Below are 22,938 nucleotides of genomic sequence, written 5' to 3'. Positions count from 1 at the left end.
CCGCTTCATGGTGCCGCCAACGGGCGGCGGGGCCAGATTGCCGCCTTGCCCCCCGCCGCGCCACCCCCTTTTCCGAGAGGAAGAAGCACTGGATTATCGCCGCGCCCCGCGCGATCATCGCCGCGCCGCAGATCCGCCCGGACCAGCACAGGATGCCCCGATGACCCGTTACCCCCGCGACCTTCTGGGCCATGGCGCCACGCCCCCCGACCCCGCCTGGCCCGGGGGGGCGCGCATCGCCATCTCCGTCGTGCTGAACTACGAGGAGGGGGGCGAGAACTGCGTGCTTCACGGCGATGCGGCGTCGGAGGCGTTCCTGTCCGACATCGCGGGCGCGCAGCCCTGGCCGGGGCAGCGGCACTGGAACATGGAATCGCTCTACGATTACGGCGCGCGGGCGGGGTTCTGGCGGCTGCACCGGCTGTTCACCGGGCGGGGGATCCCCGTTACCGTCTATGGCGTGGCGACCGCGCTGGCCCGCAGCCCCGAACAGGTCGCGGCGATGCAGGCGGCGGATTGGGAAATCGCCAGCCATGGCCTGAAATGGGTCGATCACAAGGACATGCCCGAGGAAGAGGAACGTCGCCAGATCGCCGCCGCCATCGCCCTGCACACCGAGGTCACGGGCAGCCCCCCGCGCGGCTGGTACACCGGGCGCTGTTCGGCCAATACCGTGCGGCTGACGACGGAAACGGGCGCCTTCGACTGGATCTCGGACACCTATGACGACGACCTGCCCTATTGGCGCGCGGTCGGCGCGCGCGACCAGCTGGTGATCCCCTATACGCTGGAGGCGAACGACATGCGTTTCGCCACCGCGCCGGGCTATGTCACCGGCGAGCAGTTCTTCCAGTACCTGAGGGACACGTTCGACACCCTCTATGCCGAAGGGCTGGCCGGCGCGCCCAAAATGTTCTCCATCGGCCTGCATTGCCGGCTGGTCGGGCGGCCGGGCAAGATCGCGGGGCTGGTGCGGTTTCTCGACCATGCCGCGCGGCACCCCGGCGTCTGGTTCGCCCGCCGCATCGACATCGCCCGTCACTGGGCCGCGACCCACCCGCCCCGGCGGCGCGAACGCCCCTCGGCGATGGACCGCGAGACATTCGTCGCCCGCTTCGGCGGCGTGTTCGAACATTCGCCCTGGATCGCCGAACGCGCCTTCGGGCTGGAACTCGGCCCCGCGCATGACGGGGCTGTGGGGCTGTGGAACGCGCTGGCCCGGGTGTTCCGCACCGCCACCCGCGTCGAACGGATGGGCGTGCTGCGCGCGCATCCCGACCTTGCGGGGAAACTCGCCCGTGCCCGGCGGCTGACAGCTGAATCCGCCGCCGAACAGGCCAGCGCCGCGCTGGACGCGCTGACCGACGAGGAACGCGCGGCGTTCGAGGCGCTGAACACCGCCTATACCGCCAAGCACGGTTTTCCCTTCATCATCGCCGTGCGCGACCACGACAAGGCGTCGATCCTGTCGGCTTTCCGCACCCGCATCGCCAACGATACCGAAACCGAATTCGCCACCGCCTGCGCCCAGGTCGAACGCATCGCCCTGCTGCGCCTCAAGGAGCTGCTGCCATGAGCCCCTACTACACCCCGCCCGGCAGCCTGCCGCCCCAGAACCGGATCATGCCGGGCCGGGCGGTGTTCGCCACCGCCTATGCCTTCATCCCGCAGGGGGTGTTTTCCGACATCGTGACCAGCTTCCTGCCCGGGTGGAACGACACGAGGCTGTGGCTGATCGCGCGCCCCATGACCGGGTTTTCCGAAACCTTCAGCCATTACGTGATGCGGGTCGAACCCGGCGGCGGGTCGGACGCGCCCGACCCGGAAACCGGGGCGGAACATGTGCTCTTCGTCACCGAAGGGCTGGTGGCGCTGACCATCGGCGAGGCGGCCTTCGAACTCGACGCCGGCGGCTATGCCTATATCCCCCCGGGCACGCCGTGGCGGTTGCGCGCCGAAGGCGCGGCGCCCGCACGGTTCCACTGGATCCGCAAGCTGTGGGAACCCGCCCCGGGCCTGACCCCGCCCGAAGCCTTCGTGACCAACGAGACCGAAATCGCCCCCGTCGCGATGCCCGACACCCAGGGCCGATGGGCCACCACCCGCTTCGTGGACCCGGAGGACCTGCGCCACGACATGCATGTCAACATCGTGACCTTCCAGCCCGGCGGCACGATCCCCTTCGAGGAAACCCATGTCATGGAACACGGGCTCTACGTGCTGCAGGGCAAGGCGGTCTACAAGCTCAACCAGGACTGGATCGAGGTCGAGGCCGGCGACTACATGTGGCTGCGCGCCTTCTGCCCGCAGGCCTGCTACGCCGGGGGCCCGGGCGCGTTCCGCTACCTGCTCTACAAGGACGTGAACCGCCACGCGAAACTCCGCGGCCCCGGCGCCTTCGGCCCCGCGCGCTGAGCCGGCCCACCAAGCGGCAGAAAGCCTGCCCCCTCACTTTCTGTCCCCAAATATCCTCGGGGGGTCCGGGGGGCGAAGCGCCCCCGGCGCTGCCCTCCCCCCAAGCGAAAGGCCCCCCCGATGCGCCAGATCACCGCCGAACCGCTTACCCCCGCCGCCTTCGCCCCCTTCGGCGACATGATCGAGGCCGCGGGCCCGCCCGACCGGCTGATCAACGCGGGCCTTTGCGGGCGCTACCACGACCGCGCGCGGATGGATTTCGCGGATGGGCGCGCCGGGATCTCGGTCTTCCTGTCGGAACCCCGCGCCCTGCCCTATACGTTCGACCTGATCGAGCGCCACCCCGAGGGCAGCCAAGCCTTTCTGCCGATGACGCAGAACCCCTTTCTCGTCATCGTCGCAGAAAGCCCCGGGGCCCGCCCCCGCGCCTTCCTGACCAGCGGCGCGCAGGGGATCAACCTGCACCGCGGCACCTGGCACGGGGTCCTTACACCGCTGCACGGCCCCGGCCTTTTCGCCGTGGTGGACCGCATCGGCCCCGGCGCGAACCTCGAGGAAGTGCGCTACCCGGCCCCCTGGACCGTCATTGCATAGGCCGGGCCCTACGGGCCGTCGCGGAACCCGCCCATCCGCAGCGCCACATCCAGCATGCGGTTGGAAAAACCCCATTCGTTGTCGTACCAGCCGAAGACGCGCAGCGTGCCGCCCGGGGTGCGCACGGTTTCCGGCAGGGCCATGACGATGCTTTCGCCGCGCGCGCGCAGGTCGCTCGACACCAGCGGGCGGTCGGTCCAGCCGATCACGTTCCCCGCCGCCCCACGCAGGATCGCGTTCACCTCGGCCGCATCGGCCGCGGCCCGCGTCGTCACCGTCAGGTCCACCGCCGACACGCTCGCCACCGGCACGCGCACCGCGGCCCCCATGACGCGCCCCGCCAGTTGCGGCAACACCCGGTCCAGCAGGCGTTGCGCCGAACTCGTCGTCGGCACCATCGACAGCGCCGCCGCGCGCGACCGCGCCGGATCGCCGCGCGGGGCATCCACCGTGGGCTGGCTGCCGGTATAGCAGTGGATCGTGGTCATCCAGCCTGAGTCCACCCCCAAAGCCCCGTCCAGCACCCGCAACAGCGGCGCCAGCGCATTGGTGGTGCAGGACGCGTTCGACACCACCCGGAAATCCGGGCCCAGCCCCTCGTCATTGGCCCCCAGAACCACGGTGAACTCCGCCGCCTCGGAGGGGCCCGAGATCAACACCCGCCGCGCCCCGGCGGCGAGGCCCCGCCCCGACATCTCGACCGTATCGGCCTTGCCGGTGCATTCCATCACCACGTCGATGTCCGCAAGGTCGAGGGTGGAGATATCCGCCGCCCGCGTCAGCCGCAGCACCCGCCCGTCCACCGCCAGCGCGCCCGGGCGCAATTCCACCCGCCCGGGGAAGGGGCCGAAAACGCTGTCGTATTCGAAGAGATAAGCGCAGTCCTCGGCGCTGGCGATGTCGTTGACGGCGACGATCTCGATCCCCGGCCAGAGCCCCCGCGTGGCCCAGGCGCGCAGCACCGTGCGCCCGATCCGCCCGAATCCGTTGATCGCCACCCGCACCGTCATGGTCGCCTCCTGCCGCCGGTGCCCTCGTGCTACGCCTGCGCCGGGGTGGCTGCAAGCCCTCTGCCCGAGCGTCGTGAAGGTGGAGGGGGCGGTGGCCTCCGGCGGGGATATTTAGGGACAGAAAGTGACAGGGGCGCGACGGATGCCCGGCGGGGATATTTTTGTCACGGTGAAAGCGGGGCGCGCGGGCCTTCGCCGACGGGGCGGCCTGACAGGGGCGCGCTTTCATGGCAGGAGGGGCCGACCCGAGGAGTGACCGATGCCCGCCCAAGCCCCGATCCTGACCGTGACGCTGAACCCCGCGCTGGACCTGTCGGCCCATGTCGGCCGGGTCGAGGCCGGGCCCAAGCTGCGGCTGTCGGCCCCGCAGGTGGACCCGGGCGGCGGCGGGGTGAACGTGGCGCGCGCGGCCGGCATCCTCGGCGGGCAGGCGCGGGCGCTGGTGGCGCTCGGCGGCGCGGTGGGGGCACAGCTGGCGGCGCGGCTGCGCGAGGCGGGGGTGGAGGTGCTGCCGCTCGACGCCCCCGGCGAGACGCGGCAGAGCCTGTCGGTGACGGAAACCGCGACGGGCCGGCAGTTCCGCTTCGTGCTGCCGGGGGCGGAATGGGACGCCGGGACGACCGGGGCGGCGCTTGCCGCCATCGCCCGTGCCGCGACGCCCGACACGCTGGTTGTGCTCAGCGGCAGCCAGCCCCCCGGGGTCGGGCCCGATTTCCCCGCCCGGCTGGCGCGCGCGCTGCCGCAGGGCGCGCGGCTGGTCATCGACACCTCGGGCCCCGCGTTCGACCGCCTGCTGCATGCGCCCGACCCCGGCGCGCGGCCTGCCGTCCTGCGCATGGATCAGGCAGAGGCCGAAGGCGCCGCCGGCCGCCCCCTGCCCCGGGCCGCCGACACCGCCGCCTTCGCCGCCGGGCTGGTCGCGGCCGGAGTGGCGGAGATGGCGGTGGCGGCGCGGGGGGCGGATGGCTCGGTCCTTGCCGCGCCGGGGCTGCGGCTCCACTGCATCCCGCCCGAGGTGCCGGTGAACAGCAAGGTCGGCGCGGGCGACAGCTTCACCGGCGCCTTCACGCTCGCGCTTGCCCGCGGCGAGGGGGCGGAGGCCGCGCTGCGCCTCGGCACCGCGGCGGCGGCGGCGGCGGTGATGACGCCGGGGACGGAACTCTGCCGGCGCGCGGATGTCGAACGGCTGGCCCCCGCCTGCCGGATGGAACGGCTGTAACCCGCGCACCCGGCGGCACGGGCGCGCCGGGGCGCTGCCCCGGACCCCGGGATATTTGAGGACAGAAAGTGAAGAGCGCCGCGCCTCTTGCCCCGAAGCGGATGCGGCTTCATCTTGCCTGAAATACTCCGGGCGCGCCGGCGGGTAGCGCCACTGGTTCGAGAACCGGCAGGCGCGGGGCCGGCCCCCGGCGCTGTCCGCGCCCTACGCGGGCCGCCGGCGGATCACCCCCGCCGCACCGCCACCACCCGCAGTTCCGCCGGCATGAACCGCAGCAGCAACACGCCGAGCGCCAGCAGCATCGCCGCCGCCGTCAGGAACACCGGCGCCACGCCCCACCGGTCCATCACCTGCCCGGCGAGCCACACCCCCACCGCCTGCGACAGGAAATAGAACGTGGCGAAGATCGCCACCGCCGACCCGCGCACATCGGGGGCCATCTGCGTCGCCATCGTCTGCAACGTGTTGTGCAGCATGTAGAACCCCACGCCCATCACCGCGATCGCGGGGACATAGAGGTGATGCACCGGCGTCAGCGCCATCACCGTATAGCAGCCCGCCACCAGCACCGTCCCCCAGAACGCCAGCCGCTGCGAGCCGAGCCGCGCCAGCATCCGCCGCGACTGGCTGACATAGAACAGCCCGCCGAAGCAGTAGACCGCCAGATACATCCCCACCGAGGCGAAGTCGAAGCCGAAGCGGTAGTGCAGGCTCGCCCCCACATAGGTCAGCGCGCCGAACATGGCGAAGGCCTCGATCGACACCATCACCAGCACGAACCGCACCACCGGCCGCCGCCAGAGCCCGGCGAACACCCGCAGCGTATGGCGCATGCCGCCCGCCCCCGCCTCGGACACGATCACCACGGCGGGGTTGCGGCGCAGCTCGTAGCTCATGCCCACCAGCGCGAACAGATAGGCCGAACCGATCAGCAGGAAGGCCGAGCGCCAGCCGAAGAATTCCCCCAGCACGCCGCCGCCGATCTGGCCGGCCAGAAGGCCGAGGATCTGGCTCGACATGAACCGCGCGAGGATGGGCTGGCGATCCTCATGCGCCACCACGTCGCCCACCCAGGCGATGGCAAGGGGCACGATCGCCGCCGCCATCATCCCCGACAAGAGCCGCGCCCCCGCGATCTGGCCGAGCGTGGTGGAAAAGGCGCAGGCGAAGGTCATCGCGCAGGCGCCGAAGCAGGAAAAGAGGATCACCCGGAACTTGCCGAAACGGTCCCCCAGGGGCCCGAACACCAGCTGGAACGCCCCGTAGGCGAAGGCATAGGCGGTGGCGACGAAGGCGACCGAGCCGATGGAGACCCCGAATTCCACCGCCATCTGCGGCAGCACCGCATCCATCACCCGCGTCGTGGCGGCCGCGGCGAAAGAGGCCAGCGCCAGGAACAGGATCGCGCGGCGGTGGCCGCCCTGCGTGGCGGCGAACGATGCGTCCTGCGTGGTCAAATCCGTCTCCTTGCCTCTGGCGCACGCCGGTTGCGCCCCCCGGTTGCGCCCCGGCGTTGCGGGCGCCAGAATGCCGCCCCGCCCGGCGCCGGTCTGTACCCCCGGCAGGGACAGACAGCAACGCCGCCGCCCGCCATCTTCGCCCGGGGCTGCGGCAGAGGAGAACGCGATGATCTACGAAATGCGCCATTACCTGATGGACCGTGGCCGGATGAACGACAACCACGACCGGATGGAAAACCATACCCCCGCGCTGTTGCGCAAACACGGCGTCAACGTGATCGGCCGGTGGGCGGCGCTGACCGGGCCCGGCATGCCGATGTTCTGCTACATCATGGAATGGGAGGACTTCGCCGAACGCGAGGCCGCCTGGGGCGGGTTCTACGCCGACCCGGAATGGCCGCGCATCCGCACCGCGACCAACGCCGGGTCCGAAATGGTGCAGGAAAACAAGCTCACCTTCATGCGCCCCAACCCGGTGTTCCGGCAGGTGGACAGCGAACGCGACGCGCGCGCGGGCGGGCTGCACCAGCTGATCGTGCAGAAGACGGCGATCGGGCTGACCGGCGCGGTCAACGATTTCCTGGCCGAAACCTGGCTGCCCCGGGTGCAGGCGGCGGGCGCCCGGGTGATGGGGCTCTGCGACGTGATCAGCGGCCCGCCCATGCCCTCGGTCGTCACGCTGCTGTCCTGGCCGGACGAGACCGCCTGGTTCCGCGGCTGGCGCGCGTTCGAGAACGACCCCGCCGTCATCGCCGCCTATGCCGAACAGCGCCGCACCCACGGGCAGGCGCTGCTCGGCGCGGCGGAAACCTGGCTGATGGAACCCGCGGCCTATGCGCTGCCGGTCGCCAGCCTGCGCACCAGTCCGCGCTGAGAGGAGGCCCCGGCATGCTGCACACGCCCGTCACGCTCGGCGAGATCGCGCTGAAGAACCGCATCGTCATGGCCCCCATGACCCGTTGCCGCGCCGAACCGGGCCGCGTGCCCGGGCGGCTGATGGTGGACTATTACACCCAACGCGCCGGGGCCGGGCTGATCCTGACCGAGGCGACATCCGTCTGCGCCGACGGCGTGGGCTACCCGGATACGCCCGGGCTGTGGTCGGCCGAACAGGTCGCGGGCTGGCGCGCGGTGACGGGCGCGGTGCATGCGGCGGGCGGGCGGATCGTGGCGCAGCTGTGGCATGTGGGGCGGCTGTCGGATCCCTCCTACCTCGACGGCCGCGCGCCGCTGGCGCCAAGCGCGCTCGCCGCGCCGGGGGATGTGTCGCTGCTGCGCCCCAAACGTCCCTATCCGGTGCCCCGCGCGATGACCGAGGCCGATATTGCCACAACCATCGCCGCCTTCGCCGCGGCGGCGGCCAATGCCAAGGCCGCAGGCTTCGACGGGGTGGAGATCCACGCCGCCAACGGCTTCCTGCTCGACCAGTTCCTGCGCGACGGCACCAACCAGCGGGCCGACCGTTGGGGCGGCAGCATCGCCAACCGCTGCCGCCTGACGCTGGCGGTGGCAGAGGCCGTGACCGCCCACTGGGGCGCCGGGCGCGTGGGCGTGCATATCGCGCCGCGCTATTCCGGCAACGGCATGTCCGACAGCGATCCGCAGGCGCTCTATACCCATCTGCTGCACGAGTTGTCGGCGCGCGGCACCGGTTTCGTCTTCCTGCGCGAGGGCAAGCGCGACGACGGGATGCTGCCCGCCCTGCGCGCGGCCTTCACCGGGCAGATGGTGATCAACCAGGACCTGACGGTGGCCGAGGGCGAGGCGCTGATCAAGGCCGGCCGGGCCGATGCCGCCGCCTGGGGCAAGCCCTTCATCGCCAACCCCGACCTGCCCGCCCGCCTTGCCGCCGGCGCCCCCCTTGCCGCGCCGGACGCCGCGACCTTCTACGAGGCCGACCCGCCCGGGCAGGGCTATACAGACTATCCGGCGCTGGAAACCGCGGGCTGATCCTTCGGCGGCGCGCGGGTGGACGGGGCTGGCCCCCGGAGTATTTCAGGCAAGATGAAGCCCGACACGCTTCCCCGAGCGGAAAACGCCCCCTTCACTTTCTGTCCATAAATATCCCACGGGGGTGCGGGGGTGTGAAACCCCCGCCGCCGACCTCTCCACCCGCACCGCCGCCGGGCAGAGGCTCTTGCAGCCGCCCCGGCAGGGCGCGATGATGCCCCGCCGCATGGACCAGAGGAGCCCGCCATGACATCCGACCCGATCGTGATCGCCGCCATCGCCCGCACGCCGATGGGCGGGTTTCAGGGCGACCTCAGGGCGCTGGCCGCGCCACAACTGGGGGCCGCGGCGCTGGCGGCGGCGCTGGCGCGGGCCGGGGTGTCGGGGACGGAGCCCGACGAGGTGCTGATGGGCAACGTCCTGTCGGCGGGCGTGGGCCAGGCCCCGGCGCGGCAGGCGGCGATGGGCGCGGGGCTGGACCGCGGGGTGCCCTGCACCACGGTGTCCAAGGTCTGCGGATCGGGGATGAAGGCGGTGATGCTGGCCCATGACCTCATCGCCGCGGGCAGCGCGCGGATCGTCGCGGCGGGGGGGATGGAGAGCATGACCAACGCCCCCTACCTGCTGCCCCGGATGCGGGCGGGGGCGCGGCTTGGCCATGCGCAGGCGCTCGACCACATGTTCCTCGACGGGCTGGAGGATGCCTATGCCCGCGACGACCGCGGCGGGCCCCGCCTGATGGGCAGCTTTGCCGAGGATTGCGCCGACCATTACGGCTTCACCCGCAAGGCGCAGGACGATTTCGCGCTGGCCTCGCTGGAACGCGCGCTGGCGGCGATCAGCGCCGGGCATTTCGCGCAGGAAATCACCCCCGTCACCGTAGCGGGCGCGGCGGTGGATACCGACGAACAGCCCGGCCGCGCCCGGCCCGACAAGATCCCGACGCTGAAACCCGCCTTCCGCAAGGACGGCACGGTGACGGCGGCGAATTCGTCCTCGATCTCCGACGGCGCGGCGGCGCTGGTGCTGATGCACCTTTCCGAGGCCGAACGCCGGGGCGCGACGCCGCTGGCCGCCATCCGCGGCCATGCCGGCCATGCGCAGGCGCCCGAATGGTTCACCACCGCGCCGGTGGGCGCGATGAAGAAGCTGCTGGACCGCACCGGCTGGACCGCCGCCGATGTGGACCTTTACGAAATCAACGAGGCTTTCGCCGTCGTCGCCATGGCCGCCATGCGCGACCTCGACCTGCCGCATGACAAGGTGAACATCCACGGCGGCGCCTGCGCGCTCGGCCATCCCATCGGGGCGAGCGGGGCGCGGATTCTGGTCACGCTGGTCGCGGCGCTGCACACCCACGGGCTGCGGCGCGGCATCGCCTCGCTCTGCATCGGGGGCGGCGAGGCGACGGCGGTCGCGGTGGAACGGCTGGACTGAGGGGGACGCCATGAGGATCGACGGGGTAGCGGCGCTGGTCACCGGCGGGGGGTCGGGCCTTGGCGCCGCGACGGCAAGGGCGCTGGCCGAGGGCGGCGCCAAGGTCGCGCTGCTGGATTTCAACCTGGAGGCGGCAGAGGCCGTGGCGGCCGACATCGGCGGCATCGCGGTGCAATGCGATGTGGCCTCTGCCGCCAGCGCCGAGGCCGCGGTGGCAAAGGCCGCGGCGCGGCACGGCCCCGCCCGCATCCTGGTCAACTGCGCCGGGATCGCCCCCGCGCGCAAGATGCTGGGCCGGCAGGGCACCATGCCGCTCGACGATTTCCGCCGGGTGATCGAGGTCAACCTGATCGGCAGCTTCAACCTGCTGCGCCTCTTCGCGGCGGGCGCGGCGGCACTGCCGCCCACCGACACGGGCGAAAGGGGCGTGGCGATCAACACCGCCTCGGTCGCGGCCTATGAAGGCCAGATCGGCCAGACGGGCTATGCGGCCTCCAAGGGCGGGATCGTGGGGCTGACATTGCCGGCGGCGCGCGAACTGGCGGCGGATGCGATCCGCGTCATGGCCATCGCGCCGGGCGTGTTCGAGACCGCGATGCTCAAGGGCCTGCCCGAGGCCGCGCAGGAAAGCCTCGGGATCGCCGTCCCCTTCCCGCCGCGGCTCGGCCGGCCAGCGGAATATGCGGCGCTGGCGCTGCATATCATCGCCAACCCGATGCTGAACGGCGCGGTGATCCGGCTTGACGGCGCCCTGCGCCTGGGGCCCAAGTAGGCGACTCCAAACCAGAGGCCGCCATGACCGACCAAGACGCCCCCGTCCTGACCCGTTTCGACCCCGCGACCGGCATCGGCCGGCTGGTGCTGAACCGCCCCGCGGTGCTGAACGCCGCCGATGCGACGCTGGCGATGGGCGTGCGCGAGGCGGTGCGGTATTTCGCCGGGGTGGACGGGCTGCGCTGCCTCGTCCTCACCGGGGCGGGGCGGGCCTTCATGGCCGGGGGCGATGTGGCGAGCTTCGCCGCCGATCCCGCGCAGACCGAAACGGTGATGCATGCGATCCTCGACGCGATGAACCCCGCGGTGCTGGCGCTGCGCGACCTGCCGGCGCCGATCCTTGCCGCGCCGCACGGGGTGGCGGCGGGGGCGGGGTTTTCGCTGGTTCTCGCCGCCGATATCGTGATCGCGCAGGCGGGGACGAAGTTCCTGATGGCCTACGACCGCATCGGCACCGTGCCCGATTGCGGCGGGTCGTGGTTCCTGCCGCGCAAGGTGGGCATGGGGCGGGCGGCGGAAATGATGGTGCTGTCGCATACGCTGACGGCGGAACAGGCGCAGGACTGGGGCATCGTCAACCGCATCGCCCCGGCCGATGGCTTTGCCGCGGCGGTGGACGCGCTGGCGGCGCAACTGGCGCAGGGGCCGGGGCGGGCCTTCGCCGCGGGGCGCAAGCTGCTCGACGCCGCCTTCGGCGCATCGCTCGCCGAACATCTGGAGGCGGAGCGCAACGGCTTCATCGCCATGACCCGCACCGCGGATTTCCGCGAGGGCACGGGGGCCTTCCTCGCCAAGCGCCCGCCCGCCTTCACCGGGCGCTAGACCGCCGCCCGCGCACCCGGCGGAAAGCGGGGCGAGGGGGCCAGCCCCCTCGGCGCTGCGCGCCTCACCCCCGGGATATTTCCGGACAGAAAGTGAAACCGGCCGCACCCTTCCGGGAAGGGCGCGCCGCCTGTCTTTCACCGTGACCCAAATATCCCCGCCGGAGGCCGCCGACCGCGCCACCCGCACCACCGCCGGGCAAATGGCCTGACCTGCGCGCCCCGCAGGCCGGGGCCTGCCCGGCCTGCCTACCCCGCGAAAGGATCGGCGCAGGCGGCCTGCATCGCCGCGCGGTATTCCGCGATCAGCCGTTCGCACAGATCCGCCGCCCCCGGCAGGTCGCGCACCGCACCCACGCCCTGGCCGGCGGACCAGATGTTCTTCCAGGCCTTGGTTTCCTTTTCCATGTCGAGCTTTTCATGCGGCGGCAGGTTGTCGGGGTCGAGCCCGGCAGCCAGGATCGAGGGGCGCAGGAAGTTCGCATGCACGCCCGAGATGTTGGGCGTATAGACGACATCCGCCGCCCCCGCCGCCAGCACCATCTGCTTGTAGCTGTCGGGCACCATCGATTCCGTCGTGGCGATGAACCGCGTGCCGAGATAGCCCATGTCGGCCCCCATCACCCGGGCGGCGGCGATCTGGGCCCCGGTGCTCATCGCGCCCGACAGGATCACCGTGCCGTCGAAGACCTCGCGGATTTCCTGGATCAGGGCGAAGGGGCTTATCGCGCCCGCATGCCCGCCTGCACCGGCGGCGACGCCGATGATGCCGTCCACCCCGGCCTCGGCCGCCTTTTCGGCGTGGCGGCGGTTGATGACGTCATGGAACACCAGCCCGCCATAGGAATGCACCGCGTCCACCACATCCTTCACCGCACCGAGCGAGGTGATCACCACCGGCACCCGGTGCTTCACCGTCATCTCGACATCCGCGCGCAGGCGGGGGTTCGATTTGTGCACGATCAGGTTCACGCCATAGGGCGCGGCGCCGGGATGCGCGGCCAGCCTTCGTTCGATTTCCTCAAGCCATTCGCCATAGCCCTCCACCGTGCGCTGGTTCAGCGCCGGGAAGGTGCCGACAAGACCCGAACGGCAGACCTCGACCACCAGGTCGGGGCCCGAGGTCAGGAACATCGGGGCCGCGATCGCGGGCAGGCGCAGGCGGTTGCGGAACGCTTCGGGCAGGGCCATGAGATCCTCCATCGGGGGCAATGCGGGCAGAGGCTCGCCCCCGCGCCGGGCGGATCCTATCCCCGCCCCGGGTGACAGCGCAATTTCCTTGCGCCCTGCCCCGCCCATGACCTTGCGTCGCCGCCTGGGGCGGATTGACATTCACACCATCACCGGGCCGGGCGGGATGAGGAAACGCACCGCGTTTCCCCCGCCCGTTCGCGCGGCGGTGCCACTGGAAACCGTGACGCCCCGGATCCGAGAGGCCGGCGCCTGCCCCGGCGGGCGAGAAGCGCCCGCCATGGGCGGGGCGGGCGCTGGCCGGGGGCTTGGGGCCCCCGGCCGGGGCAACTCGATCTGAAGCGCTGTGGCGAAGGCACGCGCCTTCGCCGGACAGGGCAGAAGGGCCGAGCAGTCCGGCCTAGCGCCCCCCGGTCAGCAGCCAGAACACCGGAAACAGCGCCGCCGACGCCAGCAGGTTGAAGCGCAGGTTCCACACCAGCGTCATCCGCACCGGGCGGATGCCGGTCAGGCCGCTGGCCACCAGCACCACCGTGGCGAAGGGCGAGAAACTCGACGCCAGCCCCCAGCCACAGGAAATCGCCAGCGCCAGCAGCGTCGGATCCGCCGGCAGCACCGGCAATGCGGCGAAAAGGCTGCCGAAGAACACCGCGAGGATGATCGGGCTGAGGCCCAGAAGGCTCGACAGCGACACCGCCGGCGGGATCAGCGCCAGCAAGAGCCAGTCGGGCATCCGGTCCACGCCGAGCGCGGCCGCCAGCGCCTCTGCCGGCACGAAGGCCGCGCCGAGCCGCCCGATATAGCCCGAAGTGCCGAGCGTCACCGCCACCCCCGCCGCCTGCGGCAGCCGCGTGAGCGCGACATGGCGCAACCGCCGCCCCACCGCCCGCGCCGCCACGCCCGGCCCGCCCCGCGTCTGCGCCGCGATCCAGCCCGCCATCAGCAGCGGGCAGCAACAGATGAGCCCGAAGACGATCGTGTCCCCCGTCGCCCAGGCCACCAGTTCGGCCATGCCGAACAGCCACAGGCAGACCAGCGCGAACCGCGCCATGGCCGCCCAGGGCACGGCGGGCGCGGTGCGGGGGCGGCGTGTCCGCACGCCCCGCGCGCTCCACCGGTCCTCGGCCGCGCCGACCAGCAGCATCACGGCGAAGATGCCGAAGCCCATCAGGCTCCACCCCATGCGGTCCACATTCGGCAGGATCTCGAACAGCGCCAGCGGCGCGATGGCGGTGGGCGACCAGACCACCGCCCAGCCGAACCCGCGCAGCATGGCCGAAATCTGGCGGCGTTCGCGCACATGGTTCAGCCCGTCATCCGGCCCCGCGGCGGCGATGCCGCGCTGCACCAGCGGCAGCAGGAAGCTGATCGTGCCGAGGTTGAACAGCACCGACATGAAGCCCGTGCCCAGATACAGCGCATAGAACCGCCGCGTCGCGGGCTGGCGCGTCAGGAAGAGGCCGGTTTCCGACACGGCGGGCGAACTCGACGCAGCCTCGTGCAGAAGGCCCAGCATCAGCACGAAGGCCATGAGGAACACGCCCTGCCGGAAGGCCCCGGCCACCGCCGCCCCCGGATCGGGCGCGAACATCACCGTCGCCACCGTCAGCGCGCAGGCCAGGCCGATCAGGTAAAGTTCCCGCAATCCCTGCCCGCGCCAGTTCAGCACCGCGACGGCCACCGCCACGGCCCAGGACAGCACCTCGGCCGTCAGGATCCCGGTCAGCCGCGCCAACACCGGCAGGACCATCGCCCCGATCAGCGCCGCCACCAGCGGCCGGTTCGCCCCGCCCGCCGCATCCTTCGGTTCCGTCACGTTGCGCCCCTTCGCCGGTCCGTCGGGTCCGACAATGCCCGACCCTGCGGCAGCCGCAAGCCCCCGGATCGCCTGCCATAGGCCCGCCATATGGCCAAGGCCCGGGCAAGGGGCGCGGAACCATCCGGCCCGCGCCCCGCCGCCCCCGCCTATTTCAGCGCGATATCCGTCACCGCATGGGTCCAGGCGCCCTCGGGCGTCCTGGTGATCACCGGATCCGACCCGCCCGACATCAGCGCGGCCACCGTGCGGTCGTAATCCGCCGGGTCGAGCGTGCCGTCCGACCCCGCCGTCAGCTTGGCGATCTCGCCCACCATGCGTTTCTGATGGGTTTCGGTCTGGGCGCCGGTCTCGTCATTGTCCAGCACGATCATCGCGGCTTCGTCGGGGTTTTCCTCGGCGTATTTCCAGCCCTTCATGCTGGCGCGGACGAATTTCGCCATCGTCTCGACGAAGGCCGGATCCTTCAGCTTGTCCTCGATGACGTAGAGCCCGTCCTCCAGCGTCGCCACGCCCTCGTCTTCATACTTGAAGGTGATCAGGTCGTCGGGGCTGACGCCCGCGTCGATCACCTGCCAGTATTCGTTGTAGGTCATGGTGGAAATGCAGGCCGCCTGTTTCTGCAACAGCGGATCGACGTTGAAGCCCTGTTTCAGCACCGTCACGTCGCTGCCGTCGGTTTTCAGGCCCAGCTTGTTCATCCAGTTCAGGAACGGATATTCGTTGCCCCCGAACCAGACGCCGAGCGTCTTGCCCTTGAAATCGGCAGGCGAGGCCACGCCGGATTCCTTGAGGCAGGTCAGCATCATCCCCGACGACTTGAAGGGCTGCGCGATGTTGACCACCGGCGCCCCCTGTTCGCGCGCCGCCAGCGCCGAGGGCATCCAGTCCACCATCACATCCGCGCCCCCGCCGATCAGCACCTGCACCGGCGCCACATCCGGGCCGCCCGGCTTGATGGTGACGTTCAGCCCCTCTTCCTCGTAAAACCCTTTGTCGAGCGCGACGAAATAGCCCGCGAACTGGCCCTGCGTCACCCATTTGAGTTGCAGCGTCACGTCCTCGGCCTGCGCCGCCCCCGCCAGTGCCAGCCCCGAGACGGCCGACAGCATCCACATCCTCAGTTGCGTACCTTTCATCTCCGTACCTCCGTGTTGTGGGCCGCTACCGGCCTCGCTGTGAAGGGTGCCAGAACGTCACCCCTTTTTCCAATACCGCCACCAGCCCATAGAAGGCCGAACCCGCCAGCGCCGCCACCGCGATCTCTGCCCAGACCATGTCGAGCCGCAGCTTGCCGACCTCGGTCGAGATGCGGAACCCCATCCCCACCACCGGGCTGCCGAAGAACTCGGCCACGATGGCGCCGATCAGGGCCAGCGTGGTCGCGATCTTGAGCCCGTTGAAGATGAAGGGCATGGCCGCGGGGATGCGCAGTTTCAGCAGGCTTTGCCAGTAGCTGGCCGAATAGGTCGCCATCAGGTCGCGCTGCATCGCGTCGGTGGCCTTCAGCCCCTCGACGCAGTTGACCAGCATGGGGAAGAACACCATCACCACCACCACGGCCGCCTTCGACTGCCAGTCGAAGCCGAACCACATCACCAGGATCGGCGCGATGCCGACGATGGGCAGGGCGGCGACGAAATTGCCCACCGGCAGCAGGCCGCGTTGCAGGAAGGGCGAACGGTCGACGGCGACCGCGGTGGCGAAGGCGGCGGCGCAGCCGATGGCATAGCCCGACAGCGCGCCCTTGAGGAAGGTCTGCACGAAATCGGCCCAGAGGATCGGGGTGGATGCGGCAAAGGCCCGGGCGACATCCGTGGGCGCGGGCAGGATCACCGGCGGCACGGCGTAAAGCCGCACCGCCATTTCCCACAAGGCCAGCAGGGTCGCCCCGAACAGCACCGCCACCAGCGCCCGCGCGATCCGCCCCCGCGCCGCCGCCGCCAGCCGCGCGTTCACCGCCCAGGCCAGCACCCAGACCGCCAGCAGCGCCGCCGCCCGCCCGTCCAGCATCCCCGGCCGGGCCAGCGCCAGCACGGCCAGCAGCACCGCCGCCGCCCCCGCGCCCCAGACCACCGACCGCGCCCATGCCGGTATCGCCATCACCGGAACCCCGTCCGCCGCAGGGTCGCGCGCTGCACCACGCCGACCGTCCCCACCATGACAGAGGCCAGAATGGCCGCCGCGATTAGCGTGGCCCAGATCTGGATCGTCTGCCCGTAATAGCTGCCCGCCAGCAGCCGCGTGCCCAGCCCCGCGCCGCCCAGCGGCAGTTCCGCCACGATCGTGCCCACGAGGCTCGCCGCGATCCCGACCTTGAGCGAGGCGAAAAGATAGGGCATCGAGGCCGGCAGCCGCAGCTTCCACAACCCCTGCAACCCGCTGGCGTTCCAGGTGCGCAAAAGGTCGATCTGCATCGCATCGGGGCTGCGCAGCCCCTTCACCATGCCGACGACGACGGGGAAGAAGCTCAGATAGGCGGCGATGATCGCCTTGGGCACCAGCCCCGAGATGCCGACCGAGTTCAGCACCACGATGATCATCGGCGCGATGGCGACGATGGGTACCGTCTGGCTCGCGATGGCCCAGGGCATCACGCTCATGTCGGTGGCGCGGTTCCAGACGATGCCGATGGCCAGCAGGATCCCGAACCCCGCCCCGAACAGGAAACCGAGCGCGGTGGCCGACAGCGTGACCCAGCCGTGATAGATCAGGCTGCGGTTCGACAGGCTGCCGGTGTTGACGATACCGCGCCGCCCCTCGACCTCCTCGCCCCAGGTCAGCCTCCAGAATTCGGCCGCCACCTGATGGGGCGCGGGCAGGCGCGGGCGTTCCTGCACCATCGCGTCGCGGGCGATGCCGGACCACCCGACCTCGACCCCGGCGCGCGCCGCCTGGTCGCGGGTCCATTGCGCATTGAGCCCGACGGCCGCGACATACCACAGCGCAAGGATCGCCGCGACCACGGTCAGGACGGGAACCGCAGCCCTCATGCCCGCCCCTCCCCCGGCCCGTTCGTCCACACCTCCGGCAAGAGGAACCCCTCCGCCGCTTCATCTTGCCGAAAATACTCTCGGGAGGTTCTCAGGAGGGCAGACAGCCCTCCTGAGCGGGGGGTGCGGGGGGCTGGCCCCCCGCCGCCCTCTCCCCATGGCTCAATCCTCGACATGGCCCGCCCTCAACCCCTCGCGCACCCGCTGCGCGATCTCGATGAACTCCCGGCTGTCGCGGATATCGAGTGGCCGCTCGCGCGGCAACGGGCTGTCGATCACATCCGTGATCCGCCCGGGGCGCGGCGACATGACCACGATCTTCGTCGACAGATACACCGCCTCGGGGATCGAATGGGTGACGAAGCCGATGGTCTTGCCCGTCGCGGCCCAAAGCTTCAGCAGTTCCTCGTTCAGCCGGTCGCGCACGATTTCATCCAGCGCGCCGAAGGGTTCGTCCATCAGCAACAGATCCGCGTCGAAGGCCAGCGCCCGCGCGATGCTCGCCCGCTGCTGCATGCCGCCCGACAGCTGCCACGGGTACTTGCGCCCGAAACCCTCCAGCTCCACCAGCTTCAGCACCCGGTCCACCCGCGCCTGCTGTTCGGCGCGCGGAAAGCCCATGATCTCCAGCGGCAGGCGGATGTTGCCCGCGATCGTCCGCCAGGGGTAAAGCCCCGCCGCCTGGAACACATAGCCATAGGCGCGCGACCGCCGCGCGGCGTCGGGCGTCATGCCGTTCACCGTGAGCGTCCCGCCCGTGGGCTGTTCCAGCCCCGCGATACAGCGCAGGAAGGTGGTCTTGCCGCAGCCCGAAGGCCCGATGAAGCTGACGAAATCGCCGCGCCGGATGGTCAGCGTCACATCGCGCAATGCCTGCACCGGGCCATCGGCGGTCGCAAAGGTCAGGTCCAGCCCCTTCGCCTCGATCACCGCCTCGCTTGCCTGCGCTTGCTGGGACTGCATGTCTCTCATGCCAGAAGCTCCGCCTCCTTCAGCGCCATTTCCACCGCCTTGCGTTCCGCGCCTTCCAGCGGCAGCACCGGCAGGGGCGGGGCGCAGTGCCCGAACCCCGCGATCCCTGCGGCCGCGTGAATCGCACGATAGCTGGTCAGATCCGAAAACACCCGCCAGACCGGCGCCAGCCGCGCATCCAGCGCGGCGAGCCCCGCCCGGTCCCCCGCGCCCGCCGCCCGGCTCATCGCAAGGCAGGGGTCGGGGAACAGCCCCGCCAGCACCGAAAACCACGCCCCCGCGCCGGCCCGCAACGCGCCCGCGATCATCGCATCGCCGCTGTAGCCCAGCACCACCCCCGGCGGCAGCACCGCGCCAAGCGCCGCGATTTCCGCCGCCGGGTCGGGCCGGGGCGGCATCTTCACCGCCACCACCCCGGGCAGCGCCGCGATGCGGGCGATCAGCGCGGGGGAAAACGTCACCTTCGTCGTGCCGGGGTTGTTGTAGAGGATGACCGGCAAGCCCCCCTCGGCCGCCGCGATCCGGTAAAGGGTGAACACCTCATCCTCGCGCAGGGGCTGATAGGTCTGCGGCGCCAGCAGCGCGGCGGCGGCCCCGGCCCCGGCGGCATCGCGGATATTGTCCAGCACCTCGGCCAGCGCGGGCGCGCCCACGCCCACCGCGACCGGCACGCCCCGCGCGGCGGCGACCGTGGCCGCCACGATCTCGCGCCGCAGGCCGCGCGGCAGATAGGGCTGGCTGCCGGTACTGCCCAGCAGCCCGATCTGCCCCACCCCCGCCGTGGCCAGCCGGGCCGCCAGCCGTTCCACCGCGGCGACATCCACCGCGCCCCGCCCGTCCATCGGGGTGATCGGAAAGGCCGACAGCAGGGGGGATGCGTCCGCCACCTAGACCCCCGTCGCCGGAATGCCCGCCCGCGCCACCGGCCGCGGCGCGGTCAGCGCGCGCCAGGTGGAAAGCGCCCGGTTCACCGGCTGGTTCGCCTCGCGCGCGACGAACCGGCCGTGGCCTTCCTCGGTCCGCATCTCGCCGTCATGCACCACCACCTTGCCGCGCGACAGGGTAAAGCGCGGCAGGCCGATCACCTCCTGCCCCTCGAACACGTTGTAGTCGATGGCCGATTGCTGCGCCCCCGCACTGATCACCTTGCGCTTTTCGGGATCCCACACCACCAGATCGGCATCCGCCCCCACGGCCACCGCCCCCTTGCGGGGATACATGCCGAAGATCTTGGCGACATTGGTCGAGGTCACGGCGACGAATTCGTTCATCGTCAGCCGCCCCGTCCGCACCCCATGGGTCCAGAGCATGGGCAGCCGATCCTCCAGCCCGCCGGTGCCGTTGGGGATCCTGGTGAAATCCCCAAGGCCCACCCGCTTTTGCGCGGTGGTGAAGGCGCAATGGTCGGTCGCCACCACCGACAGGCTGCCCGCCGACAGCCCGGCCCAAAGGCTGTCCTGATGGCGCCGGTCGCGGAAGGGCGGCGACATCACGCGGCGGGCGGCATGGTCCCAGTCGGGGTTGAGGTATTCGCTGTCGTCCAGCGTCAGGTGCTGGATCAGCGGCTCGCCCCAGACCCTTTGCCCCGCCTGCCGCGCGCGCCGGATCGCCTCATGCGCCTGTTCGCAAGAGGTATGCACGACATAAAGCGGCACGCCGGCCATGCCCGCGATCATGATGGCGCGGTTCGTGGCCTCGCCCTCCACCTCGGGCGGGCGGGAATAGGCGTGCGCCTCGGGGCCGGTGTTTCCCTCGCGCAGCAGCCGGGCGGAAACCTCGGCCACCAGATCGCCGTTTTCGGCATGCACCATGGCGACGCCGCCAAGGCCGGACAGGCGGCGGAAACTGGCGAACATCTCGTCATCGTTCACCATCAGGCTGCCCTTGTAGGCCATGAAATGCTTGAAGCTGGTGATGCCCCTGTCCACCACCGCCTGCATCTCGTCGAACACCTGTTCGCCCCACCATGTCACCGCCATGTGGTAGGAATAATCGCAGTTCGCCCGCGTCGACTTGTTGTGCCACATCGCCAGCGCGTCCAGCAGCCCCTGACCGGGCGCGGGCAGCGCGAAGTCGATCACCATCGTCGTCCCGCCCGCCAGCGCCGCCCGGGTGCCGCTGTCGAAATCGTCGGCCGAATAGGTGCCCATGAAGGGCATTTCCAGATGCGTATGCGGGTCGATGCCGCCCGGCATGATGTAACAGCCGGTCGCATCCAGTTCCGTCCCGCCACCGGCCAAGCCCTGCCCGATCCCGGCGATGCGCCCGCCCTCGATGCGCACATCCGCCTTACAGGTCAGGTCATGCGTGACGATGGTGCCGTTGCGGATGATCGTGCTCATTGCCCTTCCTCCACTGCATCAGCCGGGCCCGCGCCCTTCATTTTCTGTCCGAAAATATCCTCGGGGGGTCCGGGGGGCAGACAGCCCCCCGGGGCCGGGGTCAGGATACCACCTGCGCCGTTTCCAGCACCGCGTGGAACAGCACATCCGTCCCCGCCGCCGCCCATTGGGGCAGGATATCCTCTGCCTCGTTATGGCTCAGCCCGTCCTTGCAGGGGCACATGATCATCACCGTGGGGGCGACGCGGTTGATCCAGCAGGCGTCGTGGCCCGCGCCCGACACGATGTCCATATGGCTGAACCCCAACCGTTCCGCCGCCGCCCGCACCACCGTGACCAGACCGGGGTCGAAGGTGACGGGATCGAAATGCCCCACCGCCTCGATTTCGCAGCCGAGGCCCAGTTCGGCCGCCACCGCATGGGCCGCCCGTTCCACCTCTGCCCGCATCGCATCGAGCTTGGCCTGATCGGGCGAGCGGATGTCGACCGTGAACACCACCTTGCCGGGGATCACGTTGCGGCTGTTCGGGAACACGTTGACCTGCCCCACCGCGCCCACGGCGTCGGGCTGGTGGCTCATGGCGATCTGGTGCACCCGTTCGGTGATCCGCGCCATGCCGAGGCCCGCGTTCACCCGCATCTTCATCGGCGTCGAGCCGGTATGCGCGTCCTTGCCCGTGAGGGTGATTTCCAGCCACCAGAGGCCCTGCCCATGGGTGACGACGCCGATGTCGCGGCCCTCTGCCTCGAGGATCGGGCCCTGTTCGATGTGCAGCTCGAACATCGCATGCATCCTGCGGGCACCCACGGTTTCGTCGCCGACCCAGCCGATGCGCGCCAATTCATCCCCGAACCGCTTGCCGTCGAGATCGGTGCGGGCATAGGCATAGTCCTGCGTATGCACCCCCGCGAAGACGCCCGAGGCGAGCATGGCGGGCGCGAACCGCGCGCCCTCCTCGTTCGTCCAGTTGGTGACGACCACGGGGTGCCGCGTGCGGATGCCGAGGTCGTTCATCGAACGGATGACCTCCAGCCCCGCCAGCACGCCCAGAACCCCGTCGAACTTGCCGCCCGTGGGCTGGGTGTCCAGATGGCTGCCGATATAGACCGGCAGCGCGTCGGGGTCGGTGCCGGGGCGGGTGGCGAACATGTTGCCCATCGTATCGACGCCCATGGTGCAGCCCGCGGCCTGACACCAGTCCCGGAACAGCGCGCGCCCCTCGGCATCGGCATCGGTCAGCGTCTGGCGGTTGTTGCCGCCCGCGACCCCGGGGCCGGCCTTCGCCATCTCCATCAGGCTGTCCCACAGCCGCGCGGAATCGATCCGCAGGTTCTCGCCCGGTGCCGGCATCCTTTTTCTCCCTGCGGGGCGGGGTCTTGCGCCCCTGCCCTCGACTCTTTCGTGGCCCGAATCTTTCGTGGCCGGTCTTTTCTGACCGGATGGTCAAGGAAGGCGACCATACCCGCGCCATCCGGTCAACAGCTTTCGCGGCGGCAGGGGACGGTTGCCCGTTCTTTCGGCGGGGGAAATGGTTGCGGGGGGAAAGACCTTGCAGGCAGTGCCCGGTGGATGGCGCAGGAGCGGGGGTTTCACACCCCCGCACCCCCGTGGGATATTTAGGGACAGAAAGTGAAGGGGCCGCAGCCCTACTTCAATTCCAGTTCCACGAAGCTCATCACCGCGTCGCCGTCGTTGATGACGTTATGTTCCACCCCCTCGGCCCGGCGATAGACGGTGCCGGCGGGGATCAGCACCTTGCGGCTGGCGCCGCCGGGTTCTTCCAGCAGCATCGGGCAATCCGTCAGCGCGGTGATGACATAATCATGCCCGTGCCGGTGCCAGCCGGTTTCGGCGCCGGGCGGAAAATCGAAACGGGTGACGCGGACCTGATCGTCGTCGATCAGTTGCGTCGCGGTGCAGGCGGGGCGCATGGGTGGGCCTTT

Annotated in this window: 21 protein-coding genes; 9 read left to right on the top strand and 12 right to left on the bottom strand. The window is 70.7% G+C overall.

From position 1 onward, the window contains the following. Positions 1-160 precede the first annotated feature (160 nt). The 3 genes from puuE to RGD00_RS14080 all read left to right on the top strand — a co-directional run bounded on the left by puuE (position 161) and on the right by RGD00_RS14080 (position 3,009). The gene (gene puuE, locus RGD00_RS14090; RefSeq protein ID WP_310457976.1) at positions 161-1,576 is read left to right on the top strand and encodes an allantoinase PuuE; all 1,416 of its coding nucleotides are present in this window, start codon (positions 161-163) and stop codon (positions 1,574-1,576) included. Continuing rightward, positions 1,573-2,415, top strand: a complete 843-nt coding sequence (locus RGD00_RS14085) for a bifunctional allantoicase/(S)-ureidoglycine aminohydrolase (protein ID WP_310457975.1) — start codon at positions 1,573-1,575, stop codon at positions 2,413-2,415. Before puuE ends, RGD00_RS14085 begins: the two co-directional genes overlap by 4 nt. Before the next feature lie 120 nt (positions 2,416-2,535). Then, positions 2,536-3,009, top strand: a complete 474-nt coding sequence (locus tag RGD00_RS14080; protein WP_310457974.1) for an ureidoglycolate lyase — start codon at positions 2,536-2,538, stop codon at positions 3,007-3,009. Between the two features lie 8 nt (positions 3,010-3,017). Here RGD00_RS14080 and RGD00_RS14075 read toward each other — a convergent pair whose 3' ends face one another. Beyond that, on the bottom strand, positions 3,018-4,019 hold the full coding sequence (locus RGD00_RS14075; protein ID WP_310457973.1) for a type I glyceraldehyde-3-phosphate dehydrogenase: 1,002 nt from the start codon (positions 4,017-4,019) through the stop codon (positions 3,018-3,020). Between the two features lie 259 nt (positions 4,020-4,278). On the opposite strand from RGD00_RS14075, the gene RGD00_RS14070 reads away from it, so the two are divergent. Beyond that, a complete protein-coding gene (locus RGD00_RS14070) occupies positions 4,279-5,238 on the top strand; it encodes a 1-phosphofructokinase family hexose kinase (RefSeq protein ID WP_310457972.1) in 960 nt (319 codons plus the stop codon). 224 nt (positions 5,239-5,462) lie between these two features. On the opposite strand, the gene RGD00_RS14065 is transcribed toward RGD00_RS14070, so the two are convergent. Further along, positions 5,463-6,695, bottom strand: coding sequence for an MFS transporter (locus RGD00_RS14065; RefSeq protein WP_310457971.1), 1,233 nt, complete (start codon positions 6,693-6,695; stop codon positions 5,463-5,465). 169 nt (positions 6,696-6,864) lie between these two features. Here RGD00_RS14065 and RGD00_RS14060 point away from each other — a divergent pair, with 169 nt between their 5' ends. From RGD00_RS14060 to RGD00_RS14040, 5 genes are all read left to right on the top strand, one after another. Continuing rightward, positions 6,865-7,572 carry an NIPSNAP family protein gene (locus RGD00_RS14060; protein ID WP_310457970.1) on the top strand — a complete coding sequence of 236 codons (708 nt, stop codon included), beginning with the start codon at positions 6,865-6,867 and terminating at the stop codon, positions 7,570-7,572. Positions 7,573-7,586: 14 nt separating this feature from the next. Beyond that, on the top strand, positions 7,587-8,648 hold the full coding sequence (locus RGD00_RS14055) for an alkene reductase (protein ID WP_310457969.1): 1,062 nt from the start codon (positions 7,587-7,589) through the stop codon (positions 8,646-8,648). Between the two features lie 246 nt (positions 8,649-8,894). Next, positions 8,895-10,085, top strand: coding sequence for an acetyl-CoA C-acyltransferase (locus tag RGD00_RS14050; protein ID WP_310457968.1), 1,191 nt, complete (start codon positions 8,895-8,897; stop codon positions 10,083-10,085). 10 nt (positions 10,086-10,095) lie between these two features. Next, the gene (locus RGD00_RS14045) at positions 10,096-10,857 is read left to right on the top strand and encodes an SDR family NAD(P)-dependent oxidoreductase (RefSeq protein WP_310457967.1); all 762 of its coding nucleotides are present in this window, start codon (positions 10,096-10,098) and stop codon (positions 10,855-10,857) included. 23 nt (positions 10,858-10,880) lie between these two features. Then, positions 10,881-11,681 carry an enoyl-CoA hydratase-related protein gene (locus RGD00_RS14040; RefSeq protein WP_310457966.1) on the top strand — a complete coding sequence of 267 codons (801 nt, stop codon included), beginning with the start codon at positions 10,881-10,883 and terminating at the stop codon, positions 11,679-11,681. Positions 11,682-11,929: 248 nt separating this feature from the next. On the opposite strand, the gene RGD00_RS14035 is transcribed toward RGD00_RS14040, so the two are convergent. The 10 genes from RGD00_RS14035 to RGD00_RS13990 all read right to left on the bottom strand — a co-directional run bounded on the left by RGD00_RS14035 (position 11,930) and on the right by RGD00_RS13990 (position 22,926). Continuing rightward, positions 11,930-12,871 carry an NAD(P)H-dependent flavin oxidoreductase gene (locus RGD00_RS14035; RefSeq protein WP_310457965.1) on the bottom strand — a complete coding sequence of 314 codons (942 nt, stop codon included), beginning with the start codon at positions 12,869-12,871 and terminating at the stop codon, positions 11,930-11,932. 400 nt (positions 12,872-13,271) lie between these two features. After that, positions 13,272-14,687, bottom strand: coding sequence for a hypothetical protein (locus RGD00_RS14030; RefSeq protein ID WP_310457964.1), 1,416 nt, complete (start codon positions 14,685-14,687; stop codon positions 13,272-13,274). A gap of 149 nt (positions 14,688-14,836) precedes the next feature. Next, the gene (locus RGD00_RS14025; RefSeq protein ID WP_310457996.1) at positions 14,837-15,805 is read right to left on the bottom strand and encodes an ABC transporter substrate-binding protein; all 969 of its coding nucleotides are present in this window, start codon (positions 15,803-15,805) and stop codon (positions 14,837-14,839) included. 46 nt (positions 15,806-15,851) lie between these two features. Further along, the gene (locus RGD00_RS14020; RefSeq protein WP_310457995.1) at positions 15,852-16,700 is read right to left on the bottom strand and encodes an ABC transporter permease; all 849 of its coding nucleotides are present in this window, start codon (positions 16,698-16,700) and stop codon (positions 15,852-15,854) included. Between the two features lie 89 nt (positions 16,701-16,789). Further along, positions 16,790-17,680, bottom strand: coding sequence for an ABC transporter permease (locus RGD00_RS14015; RefSeq protein ID WP_310457963.1), 891 nt, complete (start codon positions 17,678-17,680; stop codon positions 16,790-16,792). A gap of 162 nt (positions 17,681-17,842) precedes the next feature. Next, positions 17,843-18,652, bottom strand: coding sequence for an ABC transporter ATP-binding protein (locus RGD00_RS14010; RefSeq protein WP_310457962.1), 810 nt, complete (start codon positions 18,650-18,652; stop codon positions 17,843-17,845). Then, positions 18,649-19,539, bottom strand: a complete 891-nt coding sequence (locus RGD00_RS14005; RefSeq protein WP_310457961.1) for a dihydrodipicolinate synthase family protein — start codon at positions 19,537-19,539, stop codon at positions 18,649-18,651. Before RGD00_RS14005 ends, RGD00_RS14010 begins: the two co-directional genes overlap by 4 nt. Then, positions 19,540-20,994, bottom strand: coding sequence for a dihydropyrimidinase (gene hydA / locus RGD00_RS14000; protein ID WP_310457960.1), 1,455 nt, complete (start codon positions 20,992-20,994; stop codon positions 19,540-19,542). A gap of 100 nt (positions 20,995-21,094) precedes the next feature. Continuing rightward, entirely contained in the window at positions 21,095-22,345 is a 1,251-nt protein-coding gene (locus RGD00_RS13995) for a Zn-dependent hydrolase (protein WP_310457959.1), read from the bottom strand. Positions 22,346-22,641: 296 nt separating this feature from the next. Beyond that, complete coding sequence (locus RGD00_RS13990) at positions 22,642-22,926, bottom strand: cupin domain-containing protein (protein WP_310457958.1); 285 nt, start codon at positions 22,924-22,926, stop codon at positions 22,642-22,644. Between the last annotated feature and the right edge of the window lie 12 nt (positions 22,927-22,938).

It is taken from the genome of Ruixingdingia sedimenti, assembly GCF_031432425.1.
GTDB classification, from domain to species: domain Bacteria; phylum Pseudomonadota; class Alphaproteobacteria; order Rhodobacterales; family Rhodobacteraceae; genus Ruixingdingia; species Ruixingdingia sedimenti.
The sequence above is the reverse complement of the archived record's forward strand: the minus strand, read 5'-3'. Positions and strand labels throughout refer to the sequence as shown.

Bases quoted from the DNA above. Each gene is read 5' to 3' on its own strand.
- RGD00_RS14075 (WP_310457973.1), bottom strand. From the start codon at position 4,019: ATGACGGTGCGGGTGGCGATCAACGGATTCGGGCGGATCGGGCGCACG.
- RGD00_RS14040 (WP_310457966.1), top strand. From the start codon at position 10,881: ATGACCGACCAAGACGCCCCCGTCCTGACCCGTTTCGACCCCGCGACC.
- RGD00_RS14060 (WP_310457970.1), top strand. From the start codon at position 6,865: ATGATCTACGAAATGCGCCATTACCTGATGGACCGTGGCCGGATGAAC.
- RGD00_RS14035 (WP_310457965.1), bottom strand. From the start codon at position 12,871: ATGGCCCTGCCCGAAGCGTTCCGCAACCGCCTGCGCCTGCCCGCGATC.
- RGD00_RS14025 (WP_310457996.1), bottom strand. From the start codon at position 15,805: ATGTGGATGCTGTCGGCCGTCTCGGGGCTGGCACTGGCGGGGGCGGCG.
- RGD00_RS14085 (WP_310457975.1), top strand. From the start codon at position 1,573: ATGAGCCCCTACTACACCCCGCCCGGCAGCCTGCCGCCCCAGAACCGG.
- RGD00_RS14010 (WP_310457962.1), bottom strand. From the start codon at position 18,652: ATGAGAGACATGCAGTCCCAGCAAGCGCAGGCAAGCGAGGCGGTGATC.
- RGD00_RS14015 (WP_310457963.1), bottom strand. From the start codon at position 17,680: ATGAGGGCTGCGGTTCCCGTCCTGACCGTGGTCGCGGCGATCCTTGCG.
- RGD00_RS14055 (WP_310457969.1), top strand. From the start codon at position 7,587: ATGCTGCACACGCCCGTCACGCTCGGCGAGATCGCGCTGAAGAACCGC.
- hydA (WP_310457960.1), bottom strand. From the start codon at position 20,994: ATGAGCACGATCATCCGCAACGGCACCATCGTCACGCATGACCTGACC.
- RGD00_RS14045 (WP_310457967.1), top strand. From the start codon at position 10,096: ATGAGGATCGACGGGGTAGCGGCGCTGGTCACCGGCGGGGGGTCGGGC.
- RGD00_RS14070 (WP_310457972.1), top strand. From the start codon at position 4,279: ATGCCCGCCCAAGCCCCGATCCTGACCGTGACGCTGAACCCCGCGCTG.
- RGD00_RS14050 (WP_310457968.1), top strand. From the start codon at position 8,895: ATGACATCCGACCCGATCGTGATCGCCGCCATCGCCCGCACGCCGATG.
- RGD00_RS13990 (WP_310457958.1), bottom strand. From the start codon at position 22,926: ATGCGCCCCGCCTGCACCGCGACGCAACTGATCGACGACGATCAGGTC.
- puuE (WP_310457976.1), top strand. From the start codon at position 161: ATGACCCGTTACCCCCGCGACCTTCTGGGCCATGGCGCCACGCCCCCC.
- RGD00_RS14020 (WP_310457995.1), bottom strand. From the start codon at position 16,700: ATGCTGGACGGGCGGGCGGCGGCGCTGCTGGCGGTCTGGGTGCTGGCC.
- RGD00_RS13995 (WP_310457959.1), bottom strand. From the start codon at position 22,345: ATGCCGGCACCGGGCGAGAACCTGCGGATCGATTCCGCGCGGCTGTGG.
- RGD00_RS14080 (WP_310457974.1), top strand. From the start codon at position 2,536: ATGCGCCAGATCACCGCCGAACCGCTTACCCCCGCCGCCTTCGCCCCC.